The sequence below is a fragment of the Rheinheimera maricola genome, assembly GCF_016918075.2.
GTDB lineage: Bacteria > Pseudomonadota > Gammaproteobacteria > Enterobacterales > Alteromonadaceae > Alishewanella > Alishewanella maricola_A.
This window is the reverse complement of the sequence record NZ_JAERPS020000003.1, coordinates 235,550-258,433: the sequence shown is the minus strand read 5'-3', so window position 1 is coordinate 258,433 and position 22,884 is coordinate 235,550. Positions and strand designations below refer to the sequence as shown.

The window sequence follows — 22,884 nt, the reverse complement described above, 5'->3', positions numbered from 1 at the left end:
CGCTATAGCCGGTTTTTGTTTTCAAAGGATGTATTAAAAACGCATGATTTCAGTAATCACTGACAACGCAGCGTTGGCAACTTATTGTCAGCAAGTCACCAACAGTACATTGCTGGCGGTAGATACAGAGTTTATCCGCCAAAGTACCCTCTATCCAAAACTCGGGTTGATCCAGATGTTTGATGGTCAACAGTTGGCTTTGGTCGACCCGTTGGCAATAACAGATTGGCTGCCTTTGCGGCAGTTATTTGCTAACCTCAATCTGGTAAAGTTGCTGCATTCATGCAGTGAAGACATTGAAGCGCTTGCAACAGTTGGCATTACCAGCATAACACCGTTGTTCGATACACAGTTGGCAGCAGAATTGTTGGGGTGGGGTAGCAGTATGGGCTATGCCAGGCTGGTAGAACAACTAACAGGTGAAGTGCTGGACAAAAGTGAATCGCGTACCGATTGGCTGGCGCGGCCGCTAAGTCAGACCCAGCTGCAGTATGCTGCAAATGACGTGCATTTTTTATTTCCGTTGTACCAGCATCTGACATTGCAAATGACGACACAGCAACAGCAACTGTTGTTGGCAGAGGGGCAGCAATTAATGCAACGCCGGGCCCAACAATTACCGCTGGCGTTTAAGTATCTGGAAATTAAAAATAGCTGGCAACTAACACCACGCGAGCTGGCCGTGTTGCGTGAGTTGGCGGCCTGGCGCCAGGCCTATGCGATGGAAAAGGATTTAGCGCTGGGGCTTATTCTAAAAGACATTCAGCTTATTGAGTTGGCTAAACGTCGTCCGGCTACCGCCGAAAGCCTGTTAAATATACCTGGTATGCCGCTTCGTGAAATTCGTCGGCATGCCAAATTATTGGTCGAGCTGATTACTACCGCAAAAGAGCTGCCGCCAGCGAGTTGTCCGCAACGGTTTTATCATCAACATGATTTTGTCGGTTACAAAGAAACCACTGAGTTACTAACTAAAGCCATTAAAGCTGCGGCTGTGGCTCATGCGATACCGGCAGAGTTTATCTCGGTAAAACGCCAGCTAAATGAATACCTTAACTGGTGCTGGCGCGTAGCAGACGAAGACAGGCAGAGCTTGCCGGTTCCGGAGTATATGCTGGGTTGGCGTCAGCAATATTTATTACCATTTTTACCCAAGCCAGCACACATTTTTGCTTAAACTTGTTTTGAACGGTAGATCAGCTTAACTAGATCAGTCTATTTTTTTGCTGGTTTTTACCGTTTTTTAGCAACTTTTTTTCTTGATCGGAGCGTAAATTGTCGGCGTAACACTTCAGCAATTCACAACTGAAGGGTTACAACAATGAAAGGAATAAAAATCTTTGCTTTGCCTGCAGTATTGTCGCTGTCTTTAAGCGGCTGTTTTCTCGACGATTCAGATCCTCTGCCCACGCCGCCACCGCCACCACCGCCACCACCACCGGTAATAGTGGATGCCAGTGTACAAGTGGTGCACACTGCAATTGATGCACCAAATGTTAACGTGTTGGCAAATGGCGAAGCGGCAATTGAAGGGTTGGCGTTTGGTCAGGCATCTGACGTGTTGTCGTTACCGCCAGCGACTTATAGCATCGCAGTTGATGCATTGTTACCCGGCGGTACCGCTGCTACGGTAATTGGCCCGCTAGACTTAGCGCTGGAAGAAGCTGTGCGTTACACCGTGTTCGCTGTAGGTAAGGTAGCCGAAGAAACGTTGGAGCCGTTGGTTGTAACTGGCACGGTAGATGATGTTGCCGCCGGTAAAATTCGTTTACAAGTGGTGCATGCCGCATCTACTGCACCTGAGGTTGATATTCATGTCACTGCGCCGGGCGCCGAGCTGGGTTCACCACTGTCAACCTTAATGTATAAAGACTTTACTGATTATGTCGAAGTAGACCCGGCAGAATATCAGGTGCGCATAACCCTGCCTGGTACTGATACTGTGGTATTTGACAGCGGCACCTTACCGTTAACCACCGCCGGTACTGACTTAGTTATTGCAGCAGTTGATAGCCAATATTCTGGCGCATCACCAGTATCGTTGTTAGCGGTGGGCCAAGATGGCAGCGAGATGGCAATTTTAGATGCCAACGCCACGTCATCAGTACGGGTGGTACACAATGTATCGGATGCGCCGGCGGTAGATGTGATTGTGAATGACGCCATTACACTTGTTGATGCCTTGTCCTTCCCCGATTTCACCCCTTATGTTGCTGTTGCGCCTGACACTTACAACGTAAAAGTGGCGGCTGATGCAGATAATAGCGTAGTGGTAATTGATGCCGACTTAACGCTTGCAGCCGGGGCATTCTATAGCGTGCTGGCAGTGGGGGCACTGGGCGAAGCAAGCATTGAGCCGCTGGTATTAGCCGATATGCCACGCCGGGTTGCTACCGAAGCGCAGGTTCGCATAGTGCACGGCTCTACACTTGCCGGTAATGTCGATATCTATGTTACCGCAACAGAAGATATCAGCGCAGCAACCCCAGCTTTTGCAGCTGTGCCGTTCAAAGCGGAAACCGGTTATGTGTCGCTGGCAGCGGGTGACTATGTAGTAACGGTTACCCCAGCGGGTAGCAAAACTGCAGCTATTGGCCCGGTAGCTTTAACACTGGAAGCTAACAGTATTTACACTGCCATCGCCCGTGACGGAGCAGACTTAACGGCAGATGTTGGCCTGATTTTAATGGACGATTTCGTCCAGCCGTAAGGCTAAGTACAGCATAAAAATCTAATACGGTGTTGTAATGTAAAGCCCACCTCGCGTGGGCCTTGTTTTGACATCTCAATGTATTAAATCATGACACATCGATTAGCAAAATATCGGCCATACTTAAGCTACTAAAAATATCTAACGCTATGTTTTTCCTATGAATAATGTCCGTTTTTTTTACAACGCCAAAATGGGTTGCGTTTAAACCTTGTAAAATCATATGGTTACGGTTGCGCATGATTATTGCATAGTGTTGCGGCGCTACTCTAGCCGAAAACAAAAATATTAAAGGGAATAAATAATAATGAAAAAGTGTTTAATCAGCCTTGTTGCCAGTTGTATTGTTGGATTTAGTGGTGTTGCTCAAGCGGCAATCATCGATTTTTCCGGTGGTACAGCATATCAAAATGGCGGCGGCACTTGCAGTGCAACTGATGTTACGTTGTGTGGGTCAGTAGATTACTATGAAGAAGACGGCTTTATCTTTGATTTCATTGGCTCATATGAATATGTTGGCAATTACTACAATGCCACAAACAGCGTTGTTCATGCGCATTGGCAAAATGGTTTGCAGGCAATGGAAATCAGAAAAGACGGTGGTGGTGTATTTGACCTGAACTATTTTATTCTGACTAGCAACACTATCGTTGGTGGCGGATGGGCCTCGGGTGTTGAGGAAACTTACGTCGAAGCCTGGGCAGGTGGCGTGATGTTAGAGCGTCTGTTATTGACACCTGATACCTGGGGGTTTGTTGGTGTAAATAATATAACCAGTCCTTTACAAACTGATCCACAAATTTATTTAAGTTCAAATTTTGATGCGGTTGACACTGTTCGCTTTACGTCAGCCAGTACCGTACACGGCCAGCCAGGGCATGTGCACGACGCTTTTTGCTTTGGTATGGACATGTTTTTTATCGATCAGGCAGCACCGGGCTCAAATCCAGTTCCGGTTCCTGCTTCAATAGCATTGCTTACATTAGGCTTAATTGCGTTATCGACACGCTCGTCAAAACGCAAGGCATAACATTCTGCATTGTTTCGAAGATAATAGATGTTGTTAAAAGCTCACCTCGCGTGGGCTTTGTCATTTTTTGTAAGGGGCGAGGCAACGACAAATGAAATGTATGCAAGCCAGTTAAATAAAACTGCTGATATGATCCATAATTTTTTCTCAATACCATACACTCTCTTTGAGCTAGCTATTAAAAATAATGGTATTAACCAGAGTATGACTGGCAGCACTACTGGAGCCCATGTTGTCATGGTGTGTTGAATTAAAGAGTCTTCCATCTGTTTCCTCCTGTGAGTCATCGAATTGATGTTTTTTTGAAAGTCACTACTGAATTGTGTTTATTTAACGTTTTAAATATGTCAAAAAATAATTAAAAGCCAATGGGGCAGTGGCTTTGATTCTCAGTACATCTTGCTGGACTACGGTGCACACCGCCACCTAAGCACCAACTGCAAACCTTTCAGGCAATGGACGGCTTTTTAAAGCAACACTTAAAAGGAGCCAGTTCCGCAGGCCGCTGCCTGACATTAAAATGAACAGACAACGGCAGCTAGTGCTGGCTTTGTCAAAGAATGTTAGATAAACAGAGTCTGGCGATTTAGGTTTTCGTTATCAGCAATCCAAGGCAGCCTGGCCCAAAAGAGGCCGACATGAGCACCAGGAAAGGATATATCGCGATGAACATCTGGTCGTCACTGTAATTGCCGGCTTTGCGCATCAATATCCAGGTTAGTGTTGCTACTGCAGAAAAAGTTAAGAAAACAAGCGTAAACAGTACACCGGTTAACTTGGTACAGCGTGTAACATTAATTCGAGTAACGTTTTGCAAAGCCCAGTGCGTGTATAGCCAATAGCTCAGTAGTGTCATGACAAACAAATGGCCAAAACTCATCAACGTTTGTGCCTGCATCAACGTTGATATCTGTGAAGCTATTAGCATGCCGAAAAGCAGCGCGATAACAGCTCCAAGAAGGTAAAGACAAGAAAATAACAATCTTTGCATGTTGGTTTTTAATCAGTTAAGTGTGGTGTTATATCGATAATAAAAAAGCCCGCTATCAGCGGGCCTTATTTTTCAGCGCCAGGTTATCAGCGCTTATCATCCGGGAAGGTGATATTCAGCTCTAACACAGACAATTCGTTGTCGCGTTTCTCCAGAGATACAGCGATATCTTCTGCTGAAATATCCACGTATTTGCGGATCACTTCTAAGATATCGCGCTCCAGCTGGGGCAGGTAGTCCGGGCTGTTGCGCTTTCTGCGCTCGTGCGCGACGATGATCTGCAGTCGCTCTTTCGCCGTGTTAGCGGTGTTCTTTTTATTTGAACGAAAATAATCCAGTAACGACATGCGTTAACCTCCAAAAATCCGTTTTAACAGGCCCTTTTTCTCCACAGTTAAAAAGCGGAAAGGCACATTTTCACCCAACAGGCGGTCTACCGTATCGAGGTACGCCTGGCCGGCGTCACTGTCGGTATCCAGAATAACCGGCTGGCCGGAGTTTGACGCGTTAAGCACAGCTTGTGACTCGGGGATCACGCCTATCAGGTCGATAGATAAAATTTCTTTTACATCTTCCACACTAAGCATTTCGCCTTTTTCTACCCGCTCCGGGTTATAGCGGGTAAGCAGCAGGTGCTCTTTAATCGCGTCCTGGCCTTGCTCGGCACGGCGTGACTTGCTGGATAACATACCTAAGATGCGATCGGAATCGCGCACTGAAGACACTTCCGGGTTGGTAACCACTACCGCTTCGTCGGCAAAGTACAGCGCCATCATGGCACCGGCTTCAATACCTGCTGGTGAGTCACACAGAATAAAATCAAAATCTTTTGCCAGCTCGTTCAACACGCGCTCTACGCCTTCTTTGGTTAGCGCATCTTTGTCGCGGGTTTGCGAAGCGGGCAGGATAAACAGCTTATCAATGCGCTTATCTTTAATCAGCGTTTGCTTTAAATTTGCTTCGCCGTTGATCACGTTGACAAAGTCGTACACTACACGCCGCTCACAGCCCATAATTAAATCCAGGTTGCGCAAGCCAATATCAAAATCGATAATCACCGTTTTGTGGCCTTTTAATGCCAAACCTGTACCTATAGCGGCGCTGGAGGTGGTTTTGCCCACGCCGCCTTTGCCTGACGTAACCACTATGATTTTTGCCATAGTAAAATCCTTACACTAATTCTGCTAATACCAATTGGTCGTCTTGTAATTTGATACAAGATGGCTTACCCCAGAAACTGCCCTGCAGGCTTTCACTTAGCCAGTAATTACCAGCGATAGACACCAGCTCTGCTTGCAGGTTGTAACAAAAAATACGCTTACTGCTATCGCCAGCTGCACCGGCAATGGCCTTACCCCGCAAGGTACCATAAATATGAATATTGCCATCGGCGATCACTTCGGCACCGGCACCGACAGTGCCTTTAACCACCAGATCGGTGCCTTTGGCATAAACCTGCTGGCCCGAGCGTACCGTTTGCTCGATAATTTTGCTGTCCATCGCCACGGCAACATTATTGGTGACTACCGTAGTCTGACGGTTGGTGTTGCCGCTGTCCGTCGCGGTAACCGCTTCTACTGCCTTGGCAGTTTTGCTGTCTTTACTCAGCTGCAATGCCGCAAGGCCAGCTTGCTGCGCCTGTTGTTTAATAATGTTATTGGCACCACACACGCCCACAAGCACCAGGTTTAACTCAGTAAATAGCTGTTTTATCGCATTAAAATCGGGAGCTTGTGCAATGTCAGTTACATTTAACACTATTGGCGCCTGATAAAAAAACGCTGGCGCTTGCGCCAATTTTTGCTGCAATTGCCGTTGTAACGAACTGATGCTGAGATCGGTGCAGGACAGCACCGATAATGGAAATAAACTGCCTTTTAGTTCCAGAGATTGATCTGACATAAGGATATCGTGCGCACTTATTATTATTTATCACTGCCGTGGGTTCTGTTTCAGCTAACCCCCAGCATTTATTTGCGCTGCCGCTACTGTGCGGGTGCGCAACACCTGGCGGTCATGTTATAGTTTAGCCCTTCGTTAAGCAAGGTTGAGGCGTGGTTTTATTCGATGTTGTGTGCCGTATATAAAAGTCTTAAAAAAGACCGTACTTATCTGTATGTTCAGCGCCGTGACGATTTCTCAGCAGTACCTGAGGCATTGTTAAAAACCTTCGGCACGCCGACGCTGGTAACCATAGTTAATTTAGCCAAACGGGAACATTTGGCGCTGGCTGATATCGATAGGGTACGGCAGCAATTAACTCAGCATGGTTTTTACCTGCAATTGCCGCCGCCTGAGGACAATTTACTGGCACAGCACAAAGCCAATCAGTCCGCTTAACCTTGTCACTTAATAGCAGGTTTTCTTATTATGCCTAGAAAGATGTTTAGAACCCTTAGCAGTGTTACTTCTGTTGTTGTATTTAGCTTGTCAGTGTTAATCAGTTTGCCTGTGGAGGCGGAACCGGCCAAAGTCGAATTTGCCGACTACGTTGCCAGTTTAAAACAAGAGGCACTTGATAAAGGCTATGCACCGGCGCTTATCGAACCGGTGTTTGCCTCGTTGCAGTTCCATGAGCGCGTCGTGTCGGCCGATAAATCTCAGCCGGAATTTGTCGAGACGTTAGACACCTATTTACCTAAGCGGGTTAGTGAAACACGGATCAAAATGGCGCGCGAACGCTATCAGCAATACTTGCCTGAACTGGAAAAAATTGGCGCTAAATATGGCGTACAGCCACGCTTTATCGTTGCGCTGTGGGGACTGGAAAGCAGTTTCGGTCGCATAATGGGCAATTATTCAGTGCCATCGGCACTGGTGACTCTGGCCTATGAAGGCCGACGTGAAAGCTTTTTTAAACAAGAGTTTTACCATGCGTTGGATATCATGGCGCAAGGCCATATTAGCCTGCAGGATATGAAAGGTTCCTGGGCCGGAGCTATGGGGCAGAGCCAATTTATGCCTAGCTCTTTTATGGCCTATGCCCAAGATGGTGATGGCGACGGTAAAAAAGACATCTGGACCAACCAAATTGATGTGTTTGCCTCTATTGCTAATTATTTAAAGCAGCAAGGCTGGGACAACAGCAAAACCTGGGGCAGGGAGGTGCTACTGCCAAGCGCTTTCGATGCCAGCCATGCTATTGCCCGTGGCAGCCTGCAACGCAGTGAATGGTTAGGGCGTTGGGCCCTGTCTGAACGCAGCTTGACACAGTGGAGTGAACTTGGCGTGCAACGGCTTAACAACACGGCATTACCCAAGGTTGAGTTAAATGCCGCTTTAGTTTTACCCGACGGTGAAGCTGGCCGTGCTTTTTTAGCCTACGATAATTACAAAGTGCTAATGCACTGGAACCGGTCGTACTATTTTGTAACCAGTGTCGGATATTTGGCTGATCTTATCGTTGCTGCGGAGCACTAAACATGCAGTACCAACACCGAACTCTTGACGGACGAGACATCGCATTACCGCTAGGTAAAGTGGTGTGTATTGGTCAAAATTATCAAGACCATATAGCTGAAATGCAAAGCAAGACTGCGCCGCAGGCGCTGTTTTTTATTAAACCCGCTACGGCACTGTGCGCATTAACACCCGGGTTTAGTATTCCGCAGCAACAAGGGGAAGTGCATAATGAAATTGAGCTGGCCATACTGATTGGCAAACCACTGAAACAGGCCGATTTTGCTGCAGTAAATGACGCTATTTGGGGTTACAGTTTAGCGCTGGATTTAACGCTGCGTGATGTGCAAGCCGGGCTGAAGCAACTTGGCCGGCCCTGGGAAATAGCCAAAGGTTTTGATGGCGCTTGTCCGGTGGCGGGTTTTGTTGCTAAATCGCAGGTGCAGCATCCTCAGCAGTTAGAGTTTCGTTTAAGTGTTAACGGCCAGTTGCGGCAAAATGGTAACACCGCCAATATGATCCGTGGCATTAGCCAGCTAATCGCCGAAATGAGCCAGCATTTTACTCTATTGCCGGGTGATATCGTGCTTAGCGGCACGCCTGCGGGTGTTGGCCCATTACACAGTGGCGACTCGTTGCAGTTACAATTGGCTGATTTGTTTAGCCTGACCACCAGAGTATATTGAGCATGGCACTGACAGAACGTTACTGGGAGCATAAAACGCTGGACCAGATGAGTACCGAAGAGTGGGAAGCATTGTGTGATGGCTGCGCCAAATGCTGCCTGAACAAGTTTATCGATGACGATGAAGAAGAAGGCCCAACAGCGGTGTTGCATCAGGACGAGCAGGTGCATTACACCAATATTGCTTGTCGCTATTTAAACAGCCACAAATGCGAATGTACCGAATATAGCCAGCGTACGGTGCTGGTGCCTGATTGTATTGCCTTGACCAAAGAAAATCTCAAGCACATTTTTTTTATGCCGACCAGCTGCGCTTATCGGCGATTGCATGAAGGCCGCGGGTTGCCGCACTGGCATCCGCTGCTAAACGACGGTAAAAAGAGCCTGATGCACAAAAAACAGATGTCGGTGCGCAATAAAACCATTTCAGAGCTACAGGTAAACCTGGATGATTTTGAAGACTTTATTGTGCGTTGGCCGCTGAACGATCTGGATTAATCCTCGGGGACCTTACCTTGTCATTCTTTCAACAGGTACAACAATTGTTGCAGCATTTCAGCCCGGTTACTGTGCAACTTATTATTAGCAGCGCTGCTGTGCTGCTGTACTTTATTATCAGCCGGCGGGTAATGCCGTTGCTGTATCAGGTGATCGCCAATAGCCGGTTAAAAGCTGAGATGAATAAGCGCGCGGCGGCGGTGTTTCATATCTTACTGGTGCTTTTGCTTATTGTTGTGCTAAGCGTGATATGGGGCCTGGATGTGCGTGGCCTGCTGGTGTTGGCTTCATCCATGATCGCGGTGGTTGGTGTAGCGTTATTTGCTGCCTGGAGTTTACTTAGCAATATTACGGCGTTTTTTATTCTGCTGGGGCAAAAAGCCTTTGCCGAAGGTATGGACGTGCGGGTAGTTGATGGTGCTAATTATTTGGAGGGGCGCATTGAAGAAATTAACCTGTTTAGTACTGTGCTGCGAACTAAAGACAATGAGCAAGTGGTTTATCCGAATAATTTATTAATTTCTCGCCCGGTAGTGGTGTTTGCCAAGAAAAACCGTATCGCGATAAAAACGACTGTAGCCGAAAAAGCCCAGCGCTGGCGACGCAAGACATTTAGCGGTTACAAGAGCGATTGATTTTTCCGTGACAGCGGATTTTCCTGCTGCTACATTGCCCATAACGCAATGATAATTATAAAACTATGTTGCCTAAATGCGCTTAAAACAAATTAAGTTGTCCGGCTTTAAGTCGTTTGTTGACAGCACCAATGTGCCATTTCCACAGCAAATGACAGCTGTGGTAGGCCCCAATGGCTGCGGTAAATCTAATGTAATTGATGCCGTGCGCTGGGTTCTGGGCGAGAGCTCGGCAAAAAATCTGCGTGGCGATGCCATGACCGACGTAATTTTTAACGGCTCATCGCAGCGCAAGCCGGTATCACAAGCGTCAGTCGAGCTGGTGTTTGAGAATACCCAGGGCCGTTTAGCCGGCGGCATGGCCGATCGCAGCGAAATATCCATTAAGCGCATTGTCACCCGTGACGCGCAGTCAAATTACTTTCTAAATGGCAGTAAATGCCGCCGGCGCGATATTACCGATATCTTTTTGGGCACAGGCCTGGGGCCGCGCAGCTACGCCATTATTGAACAAGGCATGATCTCGCGGTTAATTGAATCGAAACCGCAAGAGCTGCGCGTGTTTATTGAAGAAGCTGCTGGTATTTCTAAGTACAAAGAGCGGCGGCGCGAAACTGAGAACCGCATTAAACACACCCGCGAAAACCTCGACCGGCTGGCAGATGTGCGTGAAGAGCTGGGCAAAAATATAGATAAACTAAAACGCCAAGCCAGTGCGGCACAGCGCTATAAAGAATTAAAAGCGCAAGAGCGTAAGTTAAAAGCGGAGTTAACCACGATTAAATGGTTAGCCTTCAATCAGCGCTACAGCACATTAGAGCAACACTATACCCAGCAACAAACCGAGCTGGAAAAATACCAGTCGCAAGAGCTGGGTGATCAGCGGGTATTGTTGGAGTTGAAACAGCAGGCACAAGATGGCCGCCAGGCGCTGGAAAAAGTACAAAGTAATTTTTATCAACTGGGCAGCAGCATCAGCCGCTTAGAACAGCAAATTTTGCACCAACGCCAACAACAGCAAACCTTAACTGCGCAGTTACAGCAGGCACAATATGGCCTGGCCCAAGCCGACGAATTTATTGCTACTGAACAAGCGCAGCAAGCTGAGCTGCAGCAGCAATTAGCCGAAGACGAGCCACAACAGGCGTTGCTCGATGAGCAATTGGCCGAGCTGATAGAGCAGTTACAACAGTTGGAAGACGAGCAGTATCAGCAGCAACAGGCCTTTAATCAGTGGCAACAACAACATTTTCGCTTACAGCAGCAACAGCAGCAGCAGCAGTTACAACAACAAAACCAACTTAGTCAGTTAATGCAGTTGCGCCAGCAGGAACAGCAACTACAACAGGAACAGGCCGCACTGGCACTAGCGCCGTTGCAGCAACATGTCGCTGCGCTTGAAACTGACCTTAGCCATGGTGCCACACAAGTGCAGCAACGCACCGAGTTGCATGAACAGGCGCAGCAGGCGGTGCAGCAGCAAGAACAGCTTAGCCGTGAACTCGATGCTGCACAGCTACAGGCAAAATCGGAATTAATGCTGTTGCAGCGCGAACAACAACAACTGCAACAACAGCAGCAGCAACAAGATGGTGAACAACAGCAATTATTACGCCAGCTGCAGCTCAAACCCGGTTGGGCGACATCAGTGGCGCTGGTACTGGGGCAATTGCAACATGCTGCGGTTGCAGAGCAACTGCAGGCGACGGCACAAAGTATGGTAAGCCGTAACAGTTGTGCTGCCGCCCCGGGCAGTTTGGCAGAGGTTATTATCCGTGGCGTGTATCCTGAGAGCTTTAACCAGATTTTCTGTGTTGCCGACACTAACGCCGCGCAGCAACGGCTGCCGCAGCTCGCTGCCGGCCACAGCGTGATCACCGCCTCTGGCTGCTGGCTGGGTGCTAATTGGTGTTTGCAGGCTGGATCGCAACAACAAGATAACTACTTGCTGCGCTCAGAGCGTTTAGGGCAATTGCAGCAGGAGTTGGCAAACGCTGAGCAACACGTTAGGCAGCTCAGCGGTCAATACGCTACGCAGCAACAAGCGTTGCAACAAGCGCAACAACAACAGCAGCAGGTGATGCAGCAACTGCAACAGGCCGAGCGGGCACAACAACAGCAACTTACGGCGAAGCTGCTGGCGCAGCAAGAGCTGCAACAAGCGGAAAAACTGGCACAAAAGCTGGTGACGGAGCAACAGAAATTACAGTTGAAACAAGCGCAACTGGAAGAAAGCACAGAGCAACTGGCCATGTCGCTGGAGGACAGCGCAGAGCAGTTGTTGCAGCATGAAACTGCGCAACAGCAACTGCACAGTCAAAGCGGTAACCAACAGCAGCAGTTGCAGCAATTACGCGCTCAATTTGAACAAAAACGCACGCAGCAGCAACAGCTGCTAATGCAGCAAAAGGTGGCGGAGCAGCAATTAAGCACGCTGCAACAAAGCTTGCAACGTAGCCTTGCGCAACAGCAACAATTGCAAGAGCAAGCCAGTGTACTGACGGCAAAGCTAGAGCAGGATGACGAGCCGGAATTATTGCTACACGAGCAATTACAACAAGCGCTGCTGGAGCGCGAAGAGGCCGAGCAGCAAATGATTGCGCAGCAAAATCAGCTGGCAGTGATAGAACAGCAAATTCGTGAGCTGGAGCAGGGCCAACATGGTATTTTACAGCTATTAAACAAAAAACGTGCTGAGTTGGCAGAGCTACGTCTAGATGCCGAAGGCTACCGGGTAAGGGCCAACAATATGCTGGAGCTGCTGCGTGAGCAGCACGTTAGCATGAAAGAGGTGCTGCCGCAGTTACCAGCCGACGCAGATGAAACCGTTTGGCAGCAGCAACTGGATAAAACAATTGATGCAGTTGGCCGCCTGGGGCCGATAAACCTGGCGGCCATTGAAGAGTATGAGCAGCAAGCTGAGCGAAAACAGTATTTGGATAGGCAAAATGATGATCTCATTGCCGCGATGGACACGCTGGAAACGGCTATGCGTAAAATCGATAAAGAAACCCGGCAAAAGTTTAAAGAAACCTTTGAACAGGTTAATGAAGGCTTAAAAACACTGTTTCCGAAAGTGTTTGGCGGTGGTAGTGCTTACCTGGCGTTGACAGAAGATGACTTGTTAGAAACCGGTGTCACTATCATGGCAAGGCCGCCGGGCAAAAAAAACAGTACAATACATTTATTATCGGGTGGTGAAAAAGCCCTAACCGCTTTATCATTGGTGTTTTCAATTTTCCGGCTAAATCCGGCACCGTTTTGTATGTTAGACGAAGTAGATGCGCCACTGGATGACGCCAATGTCGGTCGTTTTTGCAATCTGGTGCGGGAAATGTCGGAAACGGTACAATTTATTTATATTAGCCACAATAAAATTGCCATGGAAATGGCGGCGCAGCTAATGGGCGTGACAATGCAGGAACCCGGCGTGTCACGCGTTGTGGCTGTTGATGTGGATGATGCTGTTAAAATGGCAGCAGCCTCTTAATTAAAGGTAACCTTATGGCTGACGAATTACGCTTGGTGTTTATTATTATCGGTGCTTTAGTACTGGGGGCGTTGTTATTGCATGGCTTGTGGACAGTGCGCAAAAATGCCGGTCAACCTAAACACCGCTATTATGATGAACAAGCCAATAGTCCTACTACTGAAAAAGCCGACGGTTTTGACGAGTACGGCATCGGTAGTGTGCGGGTGGTTAAATCTGCTGCCAAAACGCAAGCCGCAGCGGCCGTAAGCCCGGAACCTGCTAAAGCCGCGCCGGTAAGCCGCAATGATGCGAGTAGCAATACCCGCGGTGTTAGCACTGCAGCCGTAGCTGAAGTGCAAACCGAGTTGCCATTTGACGAGCCCCAGGAGCCACAACTGAATTTTTCTGCACTGCCAGATGATGAAACGGCTGCTAGACCCGGTAACGCAGATAGCACATCGCACCATGGCAATATCCATGCGGATACCAACGTAGAGCCGCACTTTGACAGCTCACCAGATAGCGTATCGGCCGAAGAAGAAGCCCCGGCTGAAGTGCTAATATTGTATGTTTTGTTGCCTGAGCATAAAGAGATGAAAGGGCCAGACTTACTTTCATCCTTGTTGACGCTGGGTTTTAAGTATGGCGACATGGATATATTTCACCGCCATCTCGACAGTGCCGGTTCTGGTGCCGTGCTGTTTAGCCTGGCCAATATGTTTAACCCCGGCACTTTCGATTTAGAAAACATCGATAAATTAGCCACCCGCGGTGTCAGCTTGTTTATGACCTTGCCTGGCCCCGGCGAACCGCTGCAGAATTTTAATCTGATGCACAATGCGGCGAAAAAGCTGGCGGAAGAGTTTGGCGGCCAGGTGTTGGATGGCCAGCGCAGTGTACTTACGGTACAAACCGTGCGGCATTATGTGGATAAAATTCGTGAATTTCAGCGCCAGCAACTGATCCACGGTTAACGGTCTAAATACATAAACGAAACGGCAGGCAGTGGTCCTGCCGTTTTTGTTATGGCAAACTCAGGCGTAAATTTTTACAGGCAAAGTAATTTTATGAGTCAGGCTATTTTGCAGCAACTACAACAATTGCGTCAGCAACTGGAAGACTACAGCTACCAGTACTATGTATTGGATAACCCCTCAGTACCGGACGCCGAATACGACCGCTTATTTCGTCAGTTGCAACAGTTAGAAGCTGAGCATCCTCATTTAGTAACCGCAGATTCACCTACCCAACGGGTAGGGGCAGTACCGTTAGCAAAATTTGGTCAGGTAAGCCACAACATCCCGATGTTGTCGCTGGATAATGCCTTTGGCGCAGATGAATTCAGCGCTTTTTGTAAACGTATGGCCGACATGCTCGATAGCAGTGCTGAGTTTAGCTTTTGCTGTGAGCCGAAACTGGATGGCCTGGCAGTAAGCATTCGCTATGAAAACGGCCTACTGGTGCAGGCAGCAACCCGTGGCGATGGTTATACCGGTGAGGATATTACCGCAAACGTGAAGACCATCCGTGCCGTGCCGTTAAAGCTCAAGGGTGCATCTGTACCGGCGGTGCTGGAAGTGCGCGGTGAAGTATTTATGCCACTGGCCGGTTTTAACCTCATGAATGATAAAGCCCGTGCGACGGGGGATAAGGTGTTTGCCAACCCGCGTAATGCCGCCGCCGGTAGTTTACGTCAACTGGACCCGAAAATTACCGCACAGCGGCCGCTAATGTTCTATGCCTATGCGGTAGGTGCGGTGGAAGATCCGGTACAACTGCTGGACAGCGGCAGCCATTATCAGCGCTTAATGCAGCTAAAAGATTGGGGGCTGCCGGTGTGTGCGGAAATTCGTCTGGTAACCGGCGCTGAGGCGGCACTGGCTTACTATCAGGACATTATGCAGCGCCGTGCCGCGTTGGCGTATGAAATTGACGGTGTGGTGATCAAAGTAGCGGATCTGGCGCAGCAGCAAGCATTGGGCTTTGTTGCGCGGGCACCGCGCTGGGCCATCGCTTTCAAGTTTCCGGCGCAGGAAATGCTCACTACGTTGCTGGATGTGGAATTTCAGGTTGGCCGTACCGGGGCTATTACGCCGGTAGCACGCTTAGAGCCTGTTGTCGTCGGTGGTGTTACCGTAAGTAATGCCACCTTGCATAACCAGGATGAGATAGACCGGCTGGCGGTAAAAGTGGGCGACAGGGTTATAGTGCGCCGCGCCGGTGATGTGATCCCGCAAATCGTCTCAGTGGTGCTTGAGCAGCGGCCCGACACGGTGCGCGACATTGTTTTTCCAATGCATTGCCCGGTATGTGGCTCCGCGGTCGAGCGGGTTAGTGGCGAAGCCGTAGCGCGTTGCAGCGGCGGTTTGTTTTGCGCCGCTCAGCTTAAAGAGTCGATAAAGCATTTTGTGTCGCGTAAAGCCATCGACATCGAGGGGCTGGGTGATAAGTTAGTTGAACAGTTAGTTGATCAGCAACTGGTGAAAACCCCAGCTGATATTTACAGCCTGGATATGGCGGCGTTGGTTGGGCTGGAGCGGATGGCCGAGAAATCGGCGTTAAAGCTGTTAACGGCGATTGAGCAGTCAAAAACCACCAGCTTGCCCAGGTTTATTTATGCACTGGGTATTCGCGAAGTAGGTGAGGCCACTGCACTGAATTTGGCGAATCATTTTAGTACGCTGGAGCAATTACAACTGGCGACTCTTGAACAGTTGCTGGCCGTAACAGATGTTGGCACTGTGGTAGCTGAATATGTAAATGGCTTTTTTGCTGAGCCGCATAATCAAAGCGTAATAGCCGCGCTGGTAAGCGCTGGCATTAATTGGCCGGCGATAGCGCAGCAGGCCCAAACTGAACAGCCACTGGCCGGGCAAACGCTGGTGCTTACTGGTACGTTAATTAGCATGGGCCGTGATGATGCTAAAGCAAAACTGCAGCGTTTGGGGGCTAAAGTATCAGGCTCGGTATCAGCTAAAACGCATGCGGTTATCGCCGGCGATAATGCTGGCTCTAAGCTGGTTAAAGCCACCGAGTTGAATGTAGCTGTATGGACAGAGCAGCAAATGCTGGACGTATTTACGCAGTATGGAGTGATCTAAATGCCCAATATTGGTATTCAAGGTTGTAATGCGCACTAAAGCAATCTGGCCGGTACTAGACGACCATGGCTTGCACAAGGTACCGCTGCGCTTTTACTGGCTGCTACTGTTGTTGTTGCGGCCGTATATTTGCTGGGTGTTGGTATTAACCTTGCCTGAGGCCCAGCGCAATATGCTGGCACTGTTTTATCCACGGCAGGTCGACTTTATGTTGGCCTGTGCGGTGGCAGCGCCTTTGCTACTAATAATAGCCGCGCTTAGCCAACGCAAGCCCAAAGGCTACCAGAGCTGGCGGCATATTTGGCGCTATGGCCGGGGGTTAATGCTAACCGTCGCCTTAACCGACTTAGTGTTAACAACAGTTGATTTACCACCGCAGGTGATGCTGGATGCACCTTGGCGCATGGTAGCGCCGGTGCTGTTGTTTACCGGATGTTTGTGGTTGTTTGGCTCACGTACCCTTAAAGCGGTTTTTTCTGAGTGGCCTGATGCAGCAGCAAAAGCACATTAAGCGGGTAATTCACTAAGATATTTTTGTTTTAGTTGAAGGTAGCGCTCTTGTTGATCGGTTTTTAGTTTACTGCTGTTAATCAACTGCTGGCATTGCTGTAACAGGCTGTCTCGCTGCGCATCAGCACAAAGTGGTCGCGGTGCTGTCAACAATGTTTGCAATAGGTTTAACGCAATACCAGCGTTTCTCGGCATCACTTGTGCCGCCATAACAAAGGCTGAAAATGCCTCCTGCCAATTACCATGCTGGTATAAATGTACCGCATTGTTGTTTAGCTCGCGCGGCCCTTGCGGCATGCGTTCACGCTCTTGCTGCTCTTGTTGCAAATAGGCCGAAAATACCGGCTCTGCCTGGTTAAGCCGGCAATGCTGAATAATTTGCTGAAACAGCTGCCTTGAAGCGTCTGTCAGGCCAACTTCATGCAGGGCTTTGGCTTTGTCTAGCGCGTCTTCCAGTGAAGTAAACGGGGTGTCTGTCTCGAGCTCCGCCAGCATACTGCGTGCTTTTTCACGATGATCCTGCAGATATAATAACCGTGCCTGCAGAACTTGCTGCGGCTCAGACAAACTGCGCTGCTTAAATTGCTGTTGTACGGTATTAAGTGACAATGTCGCCTGACGGTTTAAACGATACTGTTGCTCGCTGTCTTCTGAACTTAGCGCCAAATCGATGCTGGCCCGAGCCATATTCAGGTATAAATCGGGCTGTTCGTATACTGAATTGCGGGCAAACTTCAGCATGTCCCGCGCAGCACGGTATTGAATTTCATAGTCATGGTTTAATCGCGACAGCTGCAGTAGCTTTTGCTGTCGTAACAAATTACGTGGTGCTATATCCGCGGCAGTGAGAATATGCTGTTGGGCTTGTTGGTAGCGCTGCTGACGGAACTCCAGTTCGCTTAAACAATCCAGTGCAAATAAGCGCGTCTCAGAGCGGGCTAGCATTTGTTCTAATTCAGTAAAAGCTTGCTGCTCTTCTTGCTGATGTAACAGACAATGTACTTTACCGATCCGAGCCCAGCTAAACGGCTGAATTTGTAACATAGCCTGAAAAAAAACAAAGGCATCTCCGTAGGCATGTTGCTGTAACAGAATATCGCCCTTTAGTTTTAGTAATAATGGAAATAATTTGTGTAGCTCAGGCTGCGAAAGTTGCTGGTTAATCACCTGTAAAGCACTGTCGTACTGATGTTGTTCCAGCAGATCGTAAACCACTCTTAACTGTTGCTTACGTTTTAACACCCGCTCAATGCGCTGCTGCAAGTCGCGGATCACAAAGGGTTTGGCCAAAAACTCATCAGGTTGCAGCTCCAGTACACTATGTACCAGTGCAGGGTCGGTTTCTGCGCTGATAAAAATAACACCGCAGCTAAGCTTTTGCAGGCCGCTATTTTTTAACTCTTCAAATAGCTGAAAGCCATCTTTACCTTTTGGCAGGTTATAGGCGCAAACAATTAGGTCGTAGCGGTTTTGCTTGCACAAGCCCAGCGCAGTTTGGGCACGGTCGGCATAACTAATATTTTGATAGCCTAATTGGTCCAAGGCATAACGCAGATAGCTCTGGCTCAGGCTTTGCTCATCAATTATAAGTATGCGTTCGTCGCGTTTAACTGCTGGTTCCATAAAGATAAAGCAGACACCAAGGGGACTATTGGTTTTACTATAGCAAGTTTTTAACGCTACATAACAGCACAACAATTAAATTTAAGGTACGCCGGACCATGTTTGCTATAGTTTTTTGTACTAAGAGGTGGTGGATTGTACTGGGTTGAGCTAGTGGCAACCGTGTCTTAGTAAAGAGCGGGTGCTGCTTTGCTATGATTTGTGTACTAGGAGGTGGTGGATTGTACTGGGTTCGAACCAGTGACCCCCGCCTTGTAAGGGCGGTGCTCTCCCAGCTGAGCTAACAATCCATGGGAGTATCAAAAAAGTTTTGGTGGATTGTACTGGGTTCGAACCAGTGACCCCCGCCTTGTAAGGGCGATGCTCTCCCAGCTGAGCTAACAATCCATGGGAAAAGTCTTCTACATCAAATTGGTGGATTGTACTGGGTTCGAACCAGTGACCCCCGCCTTGTAAGGGCGGTGCTCTCCCAGCTGAGCTAACAATCCACGCTGTTTGATGGCGCTCATTATAGGGAGCATGAAAAAGCTGTCAACATTATTTTGGCAATTATGGTTTGCTTGCTGTAAAAGTAAACACTCCTGTGTGATTTAACACAAAACAGATGCGGTGGTGATGCCTTAGCGGGTGCATCCGGCGTCCTGCATTGTTACAATAGCGGCCATTATTGCACTGTGATGGATAAACTATGTCTCTTGTTACCCGTTTTGCGCCAAGCCCAACCGGTTATTTACACGTTGGTGGTGCCCGTACCGCCTTATTCAGCTGGTTATATGCGAAAAAGAAGGGCGGAAAATTTATTCTGCGTATTGAAGATACCGACTTAGAGCGTTCTACCCAAGCATCAGTTGATGCCATCTTAGAGGGCATGACCTGGCTTGGACTGGACTACGACGAAGGCCCGTACTATCAAACAAAGCGTTTTGATTTATACAAAGAAGTGGTTGCGCAACTGGTGGCAGAGGGCAAAGCTTACAAGTGTTTTTGCAGCATAGAAGAAGTCGATGCCATGCGCGAAGCGCAAACGGCCGCCGGCGAAAAACCGCGCTATAACGGGATGTGGCGCGACCGCACTGATCATCCGGCAGATAAACCCTTCGTCATTCGCTTTAAAAACCCGCAAAGCGGCACTGTAGTCATTGACGATTTAATTAAAGGTCGCATTGAAATTGCTAACAGCGAGCTGGACGATTTAATTATTGCCCGCAGCGACGGCACGCCAACCTATAACCTGACGGTAGTGGTTGATGACTGGAAAATGGGTATTACCCATGTAATCCGTGGCGATGACCATGTAAATAACACACCACGGCAAATGAATATTCTGGCGGCGCTGGGCGCTGACATCCCAAAATACGCCCATGTGCCGATGATATTGGGTGATGACGGCAAGCGCTTGTCTAAGCGTCATGGCGCGGTTGGTGTTATGCAGTATCGTGACAACGGCTTTTTGCCAGAAGCCTTGCTTAACTATTTGGTGCGTTTGGGCTGGTCACATGGCGACCAGGAAATTTTTAGCAAAGACGAGCTGATTCAGTTATTCGACCTCGATAGCTGTAATCGGGCGCCGTCGGCGTTTAATACCGACAAGTTAATTTGGTTAAATCAGCATTATATGAAAACCCTGCCGCCAGAGCAGGTAGCCGCGCAGTTGCAATGGCATATTGCTGAACAAAAACTGGATACCAGCAACGGTCCAGCGCTAACTGAGTTGGTTAATGCTCAGGCTGAGCGGGTAAAAACGCTTAAAGAAATGGTTGAAGTTAGCCGCTATTTTTATGAAGATTTCAGCCAATTTGACGCCGATGCTGCGAAAAAGCATTTACGGCCGGTGGCGTTAGAACCTTTACAAGCGGTTGCGGCTAACCTCGCAGCGTTGGCGCAGTGGGATCAAGCCGCTATTCATCAGGTCATTAATACCACTGCTGAGCAGTTGGGCGTGGGCATGGGTAAAATTGGTATGCCATTGCGGGTAGCGGTGACTGGCGGCGGCAATTCGCCAGCATTAGATATTACCCTTGCATTAATTGGTAAAAACCGCAGCCTACAACGGCTACAGCAAGCTATAGTTTGGGTGCAGCAACGGGCTGCAGAAACAGAGCAATAACCGCGCTATGGGAGTGACTAACGCGAACAATGGCTGATTTTTTTAAAAGTGTTAGCGTAATGCTAGGCCTGTGTTTGCTGACAGCACAGGCCAATGAATCAGATAGCTTACCTGACATTGAGGAGCCGCTGCAGCCGATTGGTTTTTTTGGCACCGTAACGGGCGATGTTGAGCTAGGATTTTTGTGGGCTTCAGGTAATACCGACTCCTTTGCTATCAGAGCTAACAGTGAACTTGTGCACGAGTTGGAATACTTCCGTAACCGCTATCAGGTGCAAAGTATGTTGCAAAAAAATAACATTTTGAACGCGAGTAGCGGTGAGAAAAGCAAGGTAACTACGGCGAGTCGTTATGGTTTTAGCGGCCAGAGCAATTACAAAATTGTTACTGGTCGTCAAACTATCTTTGGTCGTGGCGCTTTTTTACGTGACAAATTTGGTGCCTTTAAAGAGCAGGCGTCGTTAGTGGTGGGTTATGGTAATCGCTTGTATGAAAAGCAAACTGATTATGTCGATATTGAAACTGGCCCTGGTTTTGGCCATCAGAAATCGGCTGCGGGCAATACCAATACCGGCTTAATCTGGTATCTTGCGGCCAATATTGATTACCAACTAACCAGCAGCAGTAAATTCCGGCAAACACTGGAAAGTACCATGTCGATGAACGGCGAAAACTCCACCTTGCTAAGTCGCAGCAGTATTACAGCAAAAATTGCTGACAGCTTGTCGATGCGGTTTAACTTTATCGTGAAATATAATTCCAGGCCAGAGGGGGCGCTGGAAAGCACAGATTCTGAAACCTCAGCATCTCTGGTGTATACCTTTTAATAAAAAGCCGGTTTGACACCGGCTTTTTATTGTCAGCACTGCTGGAATGGCTTAATGCAACACTCGCGCCCGCAATGTGGCGGGTATTGCCCGCAGTTCATTTAATGCCTGCTCGACATCGTCAGAATCAATATCAATCACCACATAACCGATATCGGCATTGGTTTGCAGGTATTGGCCAGCGATGTTGATATTGTGTTTGGCAAAGGCTTCGTTAATCTTTGTCAGCACGCCTGGCTGGTTTTTATGAATGTGCAGCAAGCGTGAGCGGCCTTTGTGCTCTGGTAGTGATACTTCCGGGAAGTTGACTGCCGACAGGGTAGAGCCGTTGTCGCTGTATTTCACCAGCTTGCCGGCGACTTCAAAGCCGATATTTTCCTGTGCTTCCTGAGTAGAGCCGCCAATGTGTGGGGTTAAGATCACATTATCAAATTCACGCAGTGGCGAGATAAATTCTTCATCGTTGCCTTTGGGCTCGGTTGGGAACACATCAATGGCGGCACCGGCCAGCTTTTTGCTGCGTAGTGCTTCTGTTAACGCATCGATATCGACTACAGTGCCGCGCGAGGCATTAATAAGGATACTGCCTGGTTTCATCAGTTCCAGCTCGGCTTCACCTATCATATTCTTGGTCTGCGGCGTTTCCGGTACATGCAAGGTAATAACATCCGAGGTTTTCAGTAAGGTGCCAAAGTTAACCTGGCTGGCATTACCCAGTATCAGCTTGTCTTCGATATCGTAAAACTGCACCCGCATACCGATATTTTCGGCCATGATGCTCAGCTGAGTGCCAATATGGCCATAGCCGATAATGCCGAGGGTTTTACCACGCGCCTCAAAGGAGTTATTCGCGGTTTTTTGCCACTCGCCACGATGAGCCGCGGTAGAGCGCTGCGGAATACCACGCAGAAGCATAATAATTTCGCCCAGTACCAGTTCGGCTACCGAACGGGTATTGGAGAAGGGGGCATTAAATACCGGTATGGCCCGTTTTAATGCGGCAGACAAATCGACCTGGTTGGTGCCGATACAAAAGCAGCCGATGGCGACCAGCTTGCCGGCAGCATCCAGCACTTTTTCGGTCAGTTGGGTGCGCGAGCGGATACCGATAAAATGCACATCTTTAATGCGCTCTATCAACTCGTCTTCAGGTAGTGAGGTTTTTACATACTCAATATTGCTGTAGCCCTGATTTTTAAAGCTTTGCACCGCACTTTGGTGCAAACCTTCCAGTAGCAGTATTTTTATTTTGTCTTTGGCCAGTGAAAATTTTTCCATGTCACATCTCTTCATTAA

Annotated in this window: 21 protein-coding genes and 3 tRNA genes; 14 read left to right on the top strand and 10 right to left on the bottom strand. The window is 48.5% G+C overall.

Going from position 1 to position 22,884, the window contains the following annotated elements:
- The first annotated feature begins 43 nt into the window (after positions 1-43).
- On the top strand, positions 44-1,177 hold the full coding sequence (rnd, locus tag I4W93_RS09900) for a ribonuclease D (RefSeq protein WP_205311081.1): 1,134 nt from the start codon (positions 44-46) through the stop codon (positions 1,175-1,177).
- Positions 1,178-1,321: 144 nt separating this feature from the next.
- The gene (locus tag I4W93_RS09895; RefSeq protein WP_205311082.1) at positions 1,322-2,710 is read left to right on the top strand and encodes a DUF4397 domain-containing protein; all 1,389 of its coding nucleotides are present in this window, start codon (positions 1,322-1,324) and stop codon (positions 2,708-2,710) included.
- Positions 2,711-2,798: 88 nt separating this feature from the next.
- Here the strand turns inward: I4W93_RS09895 and I4W93_RS09890 are convergent, their stop codons facing one another.
- A complete protein-coding gene (locus I4W93_RS09890) occupies positions 2,799-2,951 on the bottom strand; it encodes a hypothetical protein (protein WP_205311083.1) in 153 nt (50 codons plus the stop codon).
- 66 nt (positions 2,952-3,017) lie between these two features.
- Between I4W93_RS09890 and I4W93_RS09885 the strand changes: the two genes are divergently transcribed.
- Positions 3,018-3,740 (top strand): hypothetical protein, encoded by a 723-nt coding sequence (locus tag I4W93_RS09885; RefSeq protein ID WP_205311084.1) that lies wholly within the window; start codon positions 3,018-3,020, stop codon positions 3,738-3,740.
- 41 nt (positions 3,741-3,781) lie between these two features.
- Here the strand turns inward: I4W93_RS09885 and I4W93_RS09880 are convergent, their stop codons facing one another.
- The 4 genes from I4W93_RS09880 to minC form a co-directional block, all read right to left on the bottom strand.
- Positions 3,782-4,006 (bottom strand): hypothetical protein, encoded by a 225-nt coding sequence (locus I4W93_RS09880; RefSeq protein ID WP_205311085.1) that lies wholly within the window; start codon positions 4,004-4,006, stop codon positions 3,782-3,784.
- An 811-nt stretch (positions 4,007-4,817) separates the two neighbouring features.
- A complete protein-coding gene (gene minE, locus I4W93_RS09875; protein WP_205311086.1) occupies positions 4,818-5,078 on the bottom strand; it encodes a cell division topological specificity factor MinE in 261 nt (86 codons plus the stop codon).
- Positions 5,079-5,081: 3 nt separating this feature from the next.
- A complete protein-coding gene (gene minD / locus I4W93_RS09870; protein ID WP_205311087.1) occupies positions 5,082-5,891 on the bottom strand; it encodes a septum site-determining protein MinD in 810 nt (269 codons plus the stop codon).
- Between the two features lie 10 nt (positions 5,892-5,901).
- Positions 5,902-6,633, bottom strand: coding sequence for a septum site-determining protein MinC (gene minC / locus I4W93_RS09865; RefSeq protein ID WP_205311088.1), 732 nt, complete (start codon positions 6,631-6,633; stop codon positions 5,902-5,904).
- A gap of 165 nt (positions 6,634-6,798) precedes the next feature.
- Here minC and I4W93_RS09860 point away from each other — a divergent pair, with 165 nt between their 5' ends.
- The 9 genes from I4W93_RS09860 to I4W93_RS09820 all read left to right on the top strand — a co-directional run bounded on the left by I4W93_RS09860 (position 6,799) and on the right by I4W93_RS09820 (position 17,032).
- Positions 6,799-7,071, top strand: a complete 273-nt coding sequence (locus I4W93_RS09860; RefSeq protein WP_205311089.1) for a YcgL domain-containing protein — start codon at positions 6,799-6,801, stop codon at positions 7,069-7,071.
- Positions 7,072-7,101: 30 nt separating this feature from the next.
- Positions 7,102-8,151, top strand: a complete 1,050-nt coding sequence (locus I4W93_RS09855) for a lytic murein transglycosylase (protein ID WP_205311090.1) — start codon at positions 7,102-7,104, stop codon at positions 8,149-8,151.
- 2 nt (positions 8,152-8,153) lie between these two features.
- Entirely contained in the window at positions 8,154-8,816 is a 663-nt protein-coding gene (locus I4W93_RS09850) for a fumarylacetoacetate hydrolase family protein (RefSeq protein WP_205311091.1), read from the top strand.
- 2 nt (positions 8,817-8,818) lie between these two features.
- Positions 8,819-9,313: a YcgN family cysteine cluster protein gene (locus tag I4W93_RS09845; RefSeq protein WP_205311092.1), complete on the top strand. Its 495-nt coding sequence runs from the start codon at positions 8,819-8,821 to the stop codon at positions 9,311-9,313.
- A gap of 17 nt (positions 9,314-9,330) precedes the next feature.
- Positions 9,331-9,948 carry a mechanosensitive ion channel domain-containing protein gene (locus tag I4W93_RS09840; protein WP_205311093.1) on the top strand — a complete coding sequence of 206 codons (618 nt, stop codon included), beginning with the start codon at positions 9,331-9,333 and terminating at the stop codon, positions 9,946-9,948.
- Between the two features lie 76 nt (positions 9,949-10,024).
- Positions 10,025-13,438: a chromosome segregation protein SMC gene (smc, locus tag I4W93_RS09835; RefSeq protein ID WP_205311094.1), complete on the top strand. Its 3,414-nt coding sequence runs from the start codon at positions 10,025-10,027 to the stop codon at positions 13,436-13,438.
- A gap of 14 nt (positions 13,439-13,452) precedes the next feature.
- A complete protein-coding gene (gene zipA / locus I4W93_RS09830) occupies positions 13,453-14,394 on the top strand; it encodes a cell division protein ZipA (RefSeq protein WP_205311095.1) in 942 nt (313 codons plus the stop codon).
- Positions 14,395-14,487: 93 nt separating this feature from the next.
- Positions 14,488-16,521 carry an NAD-dependent DNA ligase LigA gene (gene ligA / locus I4W93_RS09825; RefSeq protein ID WP_205311096.1) on the top strand — a complete coding sequence of 678 codons (2,034 nt, stop codon included), beginning with the start codon at positions 14,488-14,490 and terminating at the stop codon, positions 16,519-16,521.
- A 28-nt stretch (positions 16,522-16,549) separates the two neighbouring features.
- Positions 16,550-17,032, top strand: a complete 483-nt coding sequence (locus I4W93_RS09820) for a DUF2919 family protein (RefSeq protein WP_205311097.1) — start codon at positions 16,550-16,552, stop codon at positions 17,030-17,032.
- On the opposite strand, the gene I4W93_RS09815 is transcribed toward I4W93_RS09820, so the two are convergent.
- From I4W93_RS09815 to I4W93_RS09800, 4 genes are all read right to left on the bottom strand, one after another.
- Positions 17,029-18,654: a response regulator gene (locus I4W93_RS09815; RefSeq protein ID WP_205311098.1), complete on the bottom strand. Its 1,626-nt coding sequence runs from the start codon at positions 18,652-18,654 to the stop codon at positions 17,029-17,031. The two genes, I4W93_RS09820 and I4W93_RS09815, sit on opposite strands and share 4 nt — an antisense overlap.
- 214 nt (positions 18,655-18,868) lie before the next feature.
- Positions 18,869-18,944, bottom strand: a tRNA-Val gene (locus I4W93_RS09810).
- Between the two features lie 21 nt (positions 18,945-18,965).
- Positions 18,966-19,041 (bottom strand) — tRNA-Val (locus I4W93_RS09805).
- Positions 19,042-19,066: 25 nt separating this feature from the next.
- Positions 19,067-19,142, bottom strand: a tRNA-Val gene (locus I4W93_RS09800).
- A 200-nt stretch (positions 19,143-19,342) separates the two neighbouring features.
- Here I4W93_RS09800 and gltX point away from each other — a divergent pair.
- Positions 19,343-20,761 (top strand): glutamate--tRNA ligase, encoded by a 1,419-nt coding sequence (gene gltX, locus I4W93_RS09795; protein WP_205311099.1) that lies wholly within the window; start codon positions 19,343-19,345, stop codon positions 20,759-20,761.
- Positions 20,762-20,790: 29 nt separating this feature from the next.
- Positions 20,791-21,588, top strand: coding sequence for a DUF481 domain-containing protein (locus I4W93_RS09790; protein WP_205311100.1), 798 nt, complete (start codon positions 20,791-20,793; stop codon positions 21,586-21,588).
- 51 nt (positions 21,589-21,639) lie between these two features.
- Here the strand turns inward: I4W93_RS09790 and serA are convergent, their stop codons facing one another.
- Positions 21,640-22,866, bottom strand: coding sequence for a phosphoglycerate dehydrogenase (gene serA / locus I4W93_RS09785; RefSeq protein ID WP_205311101.1), 1,227 nt, complete (start codon positions 22,864-22,866; stop codon positions 21,640-21,642).
- Positions 22,867-22,884 lie beyond the last annotated feature (18 nt).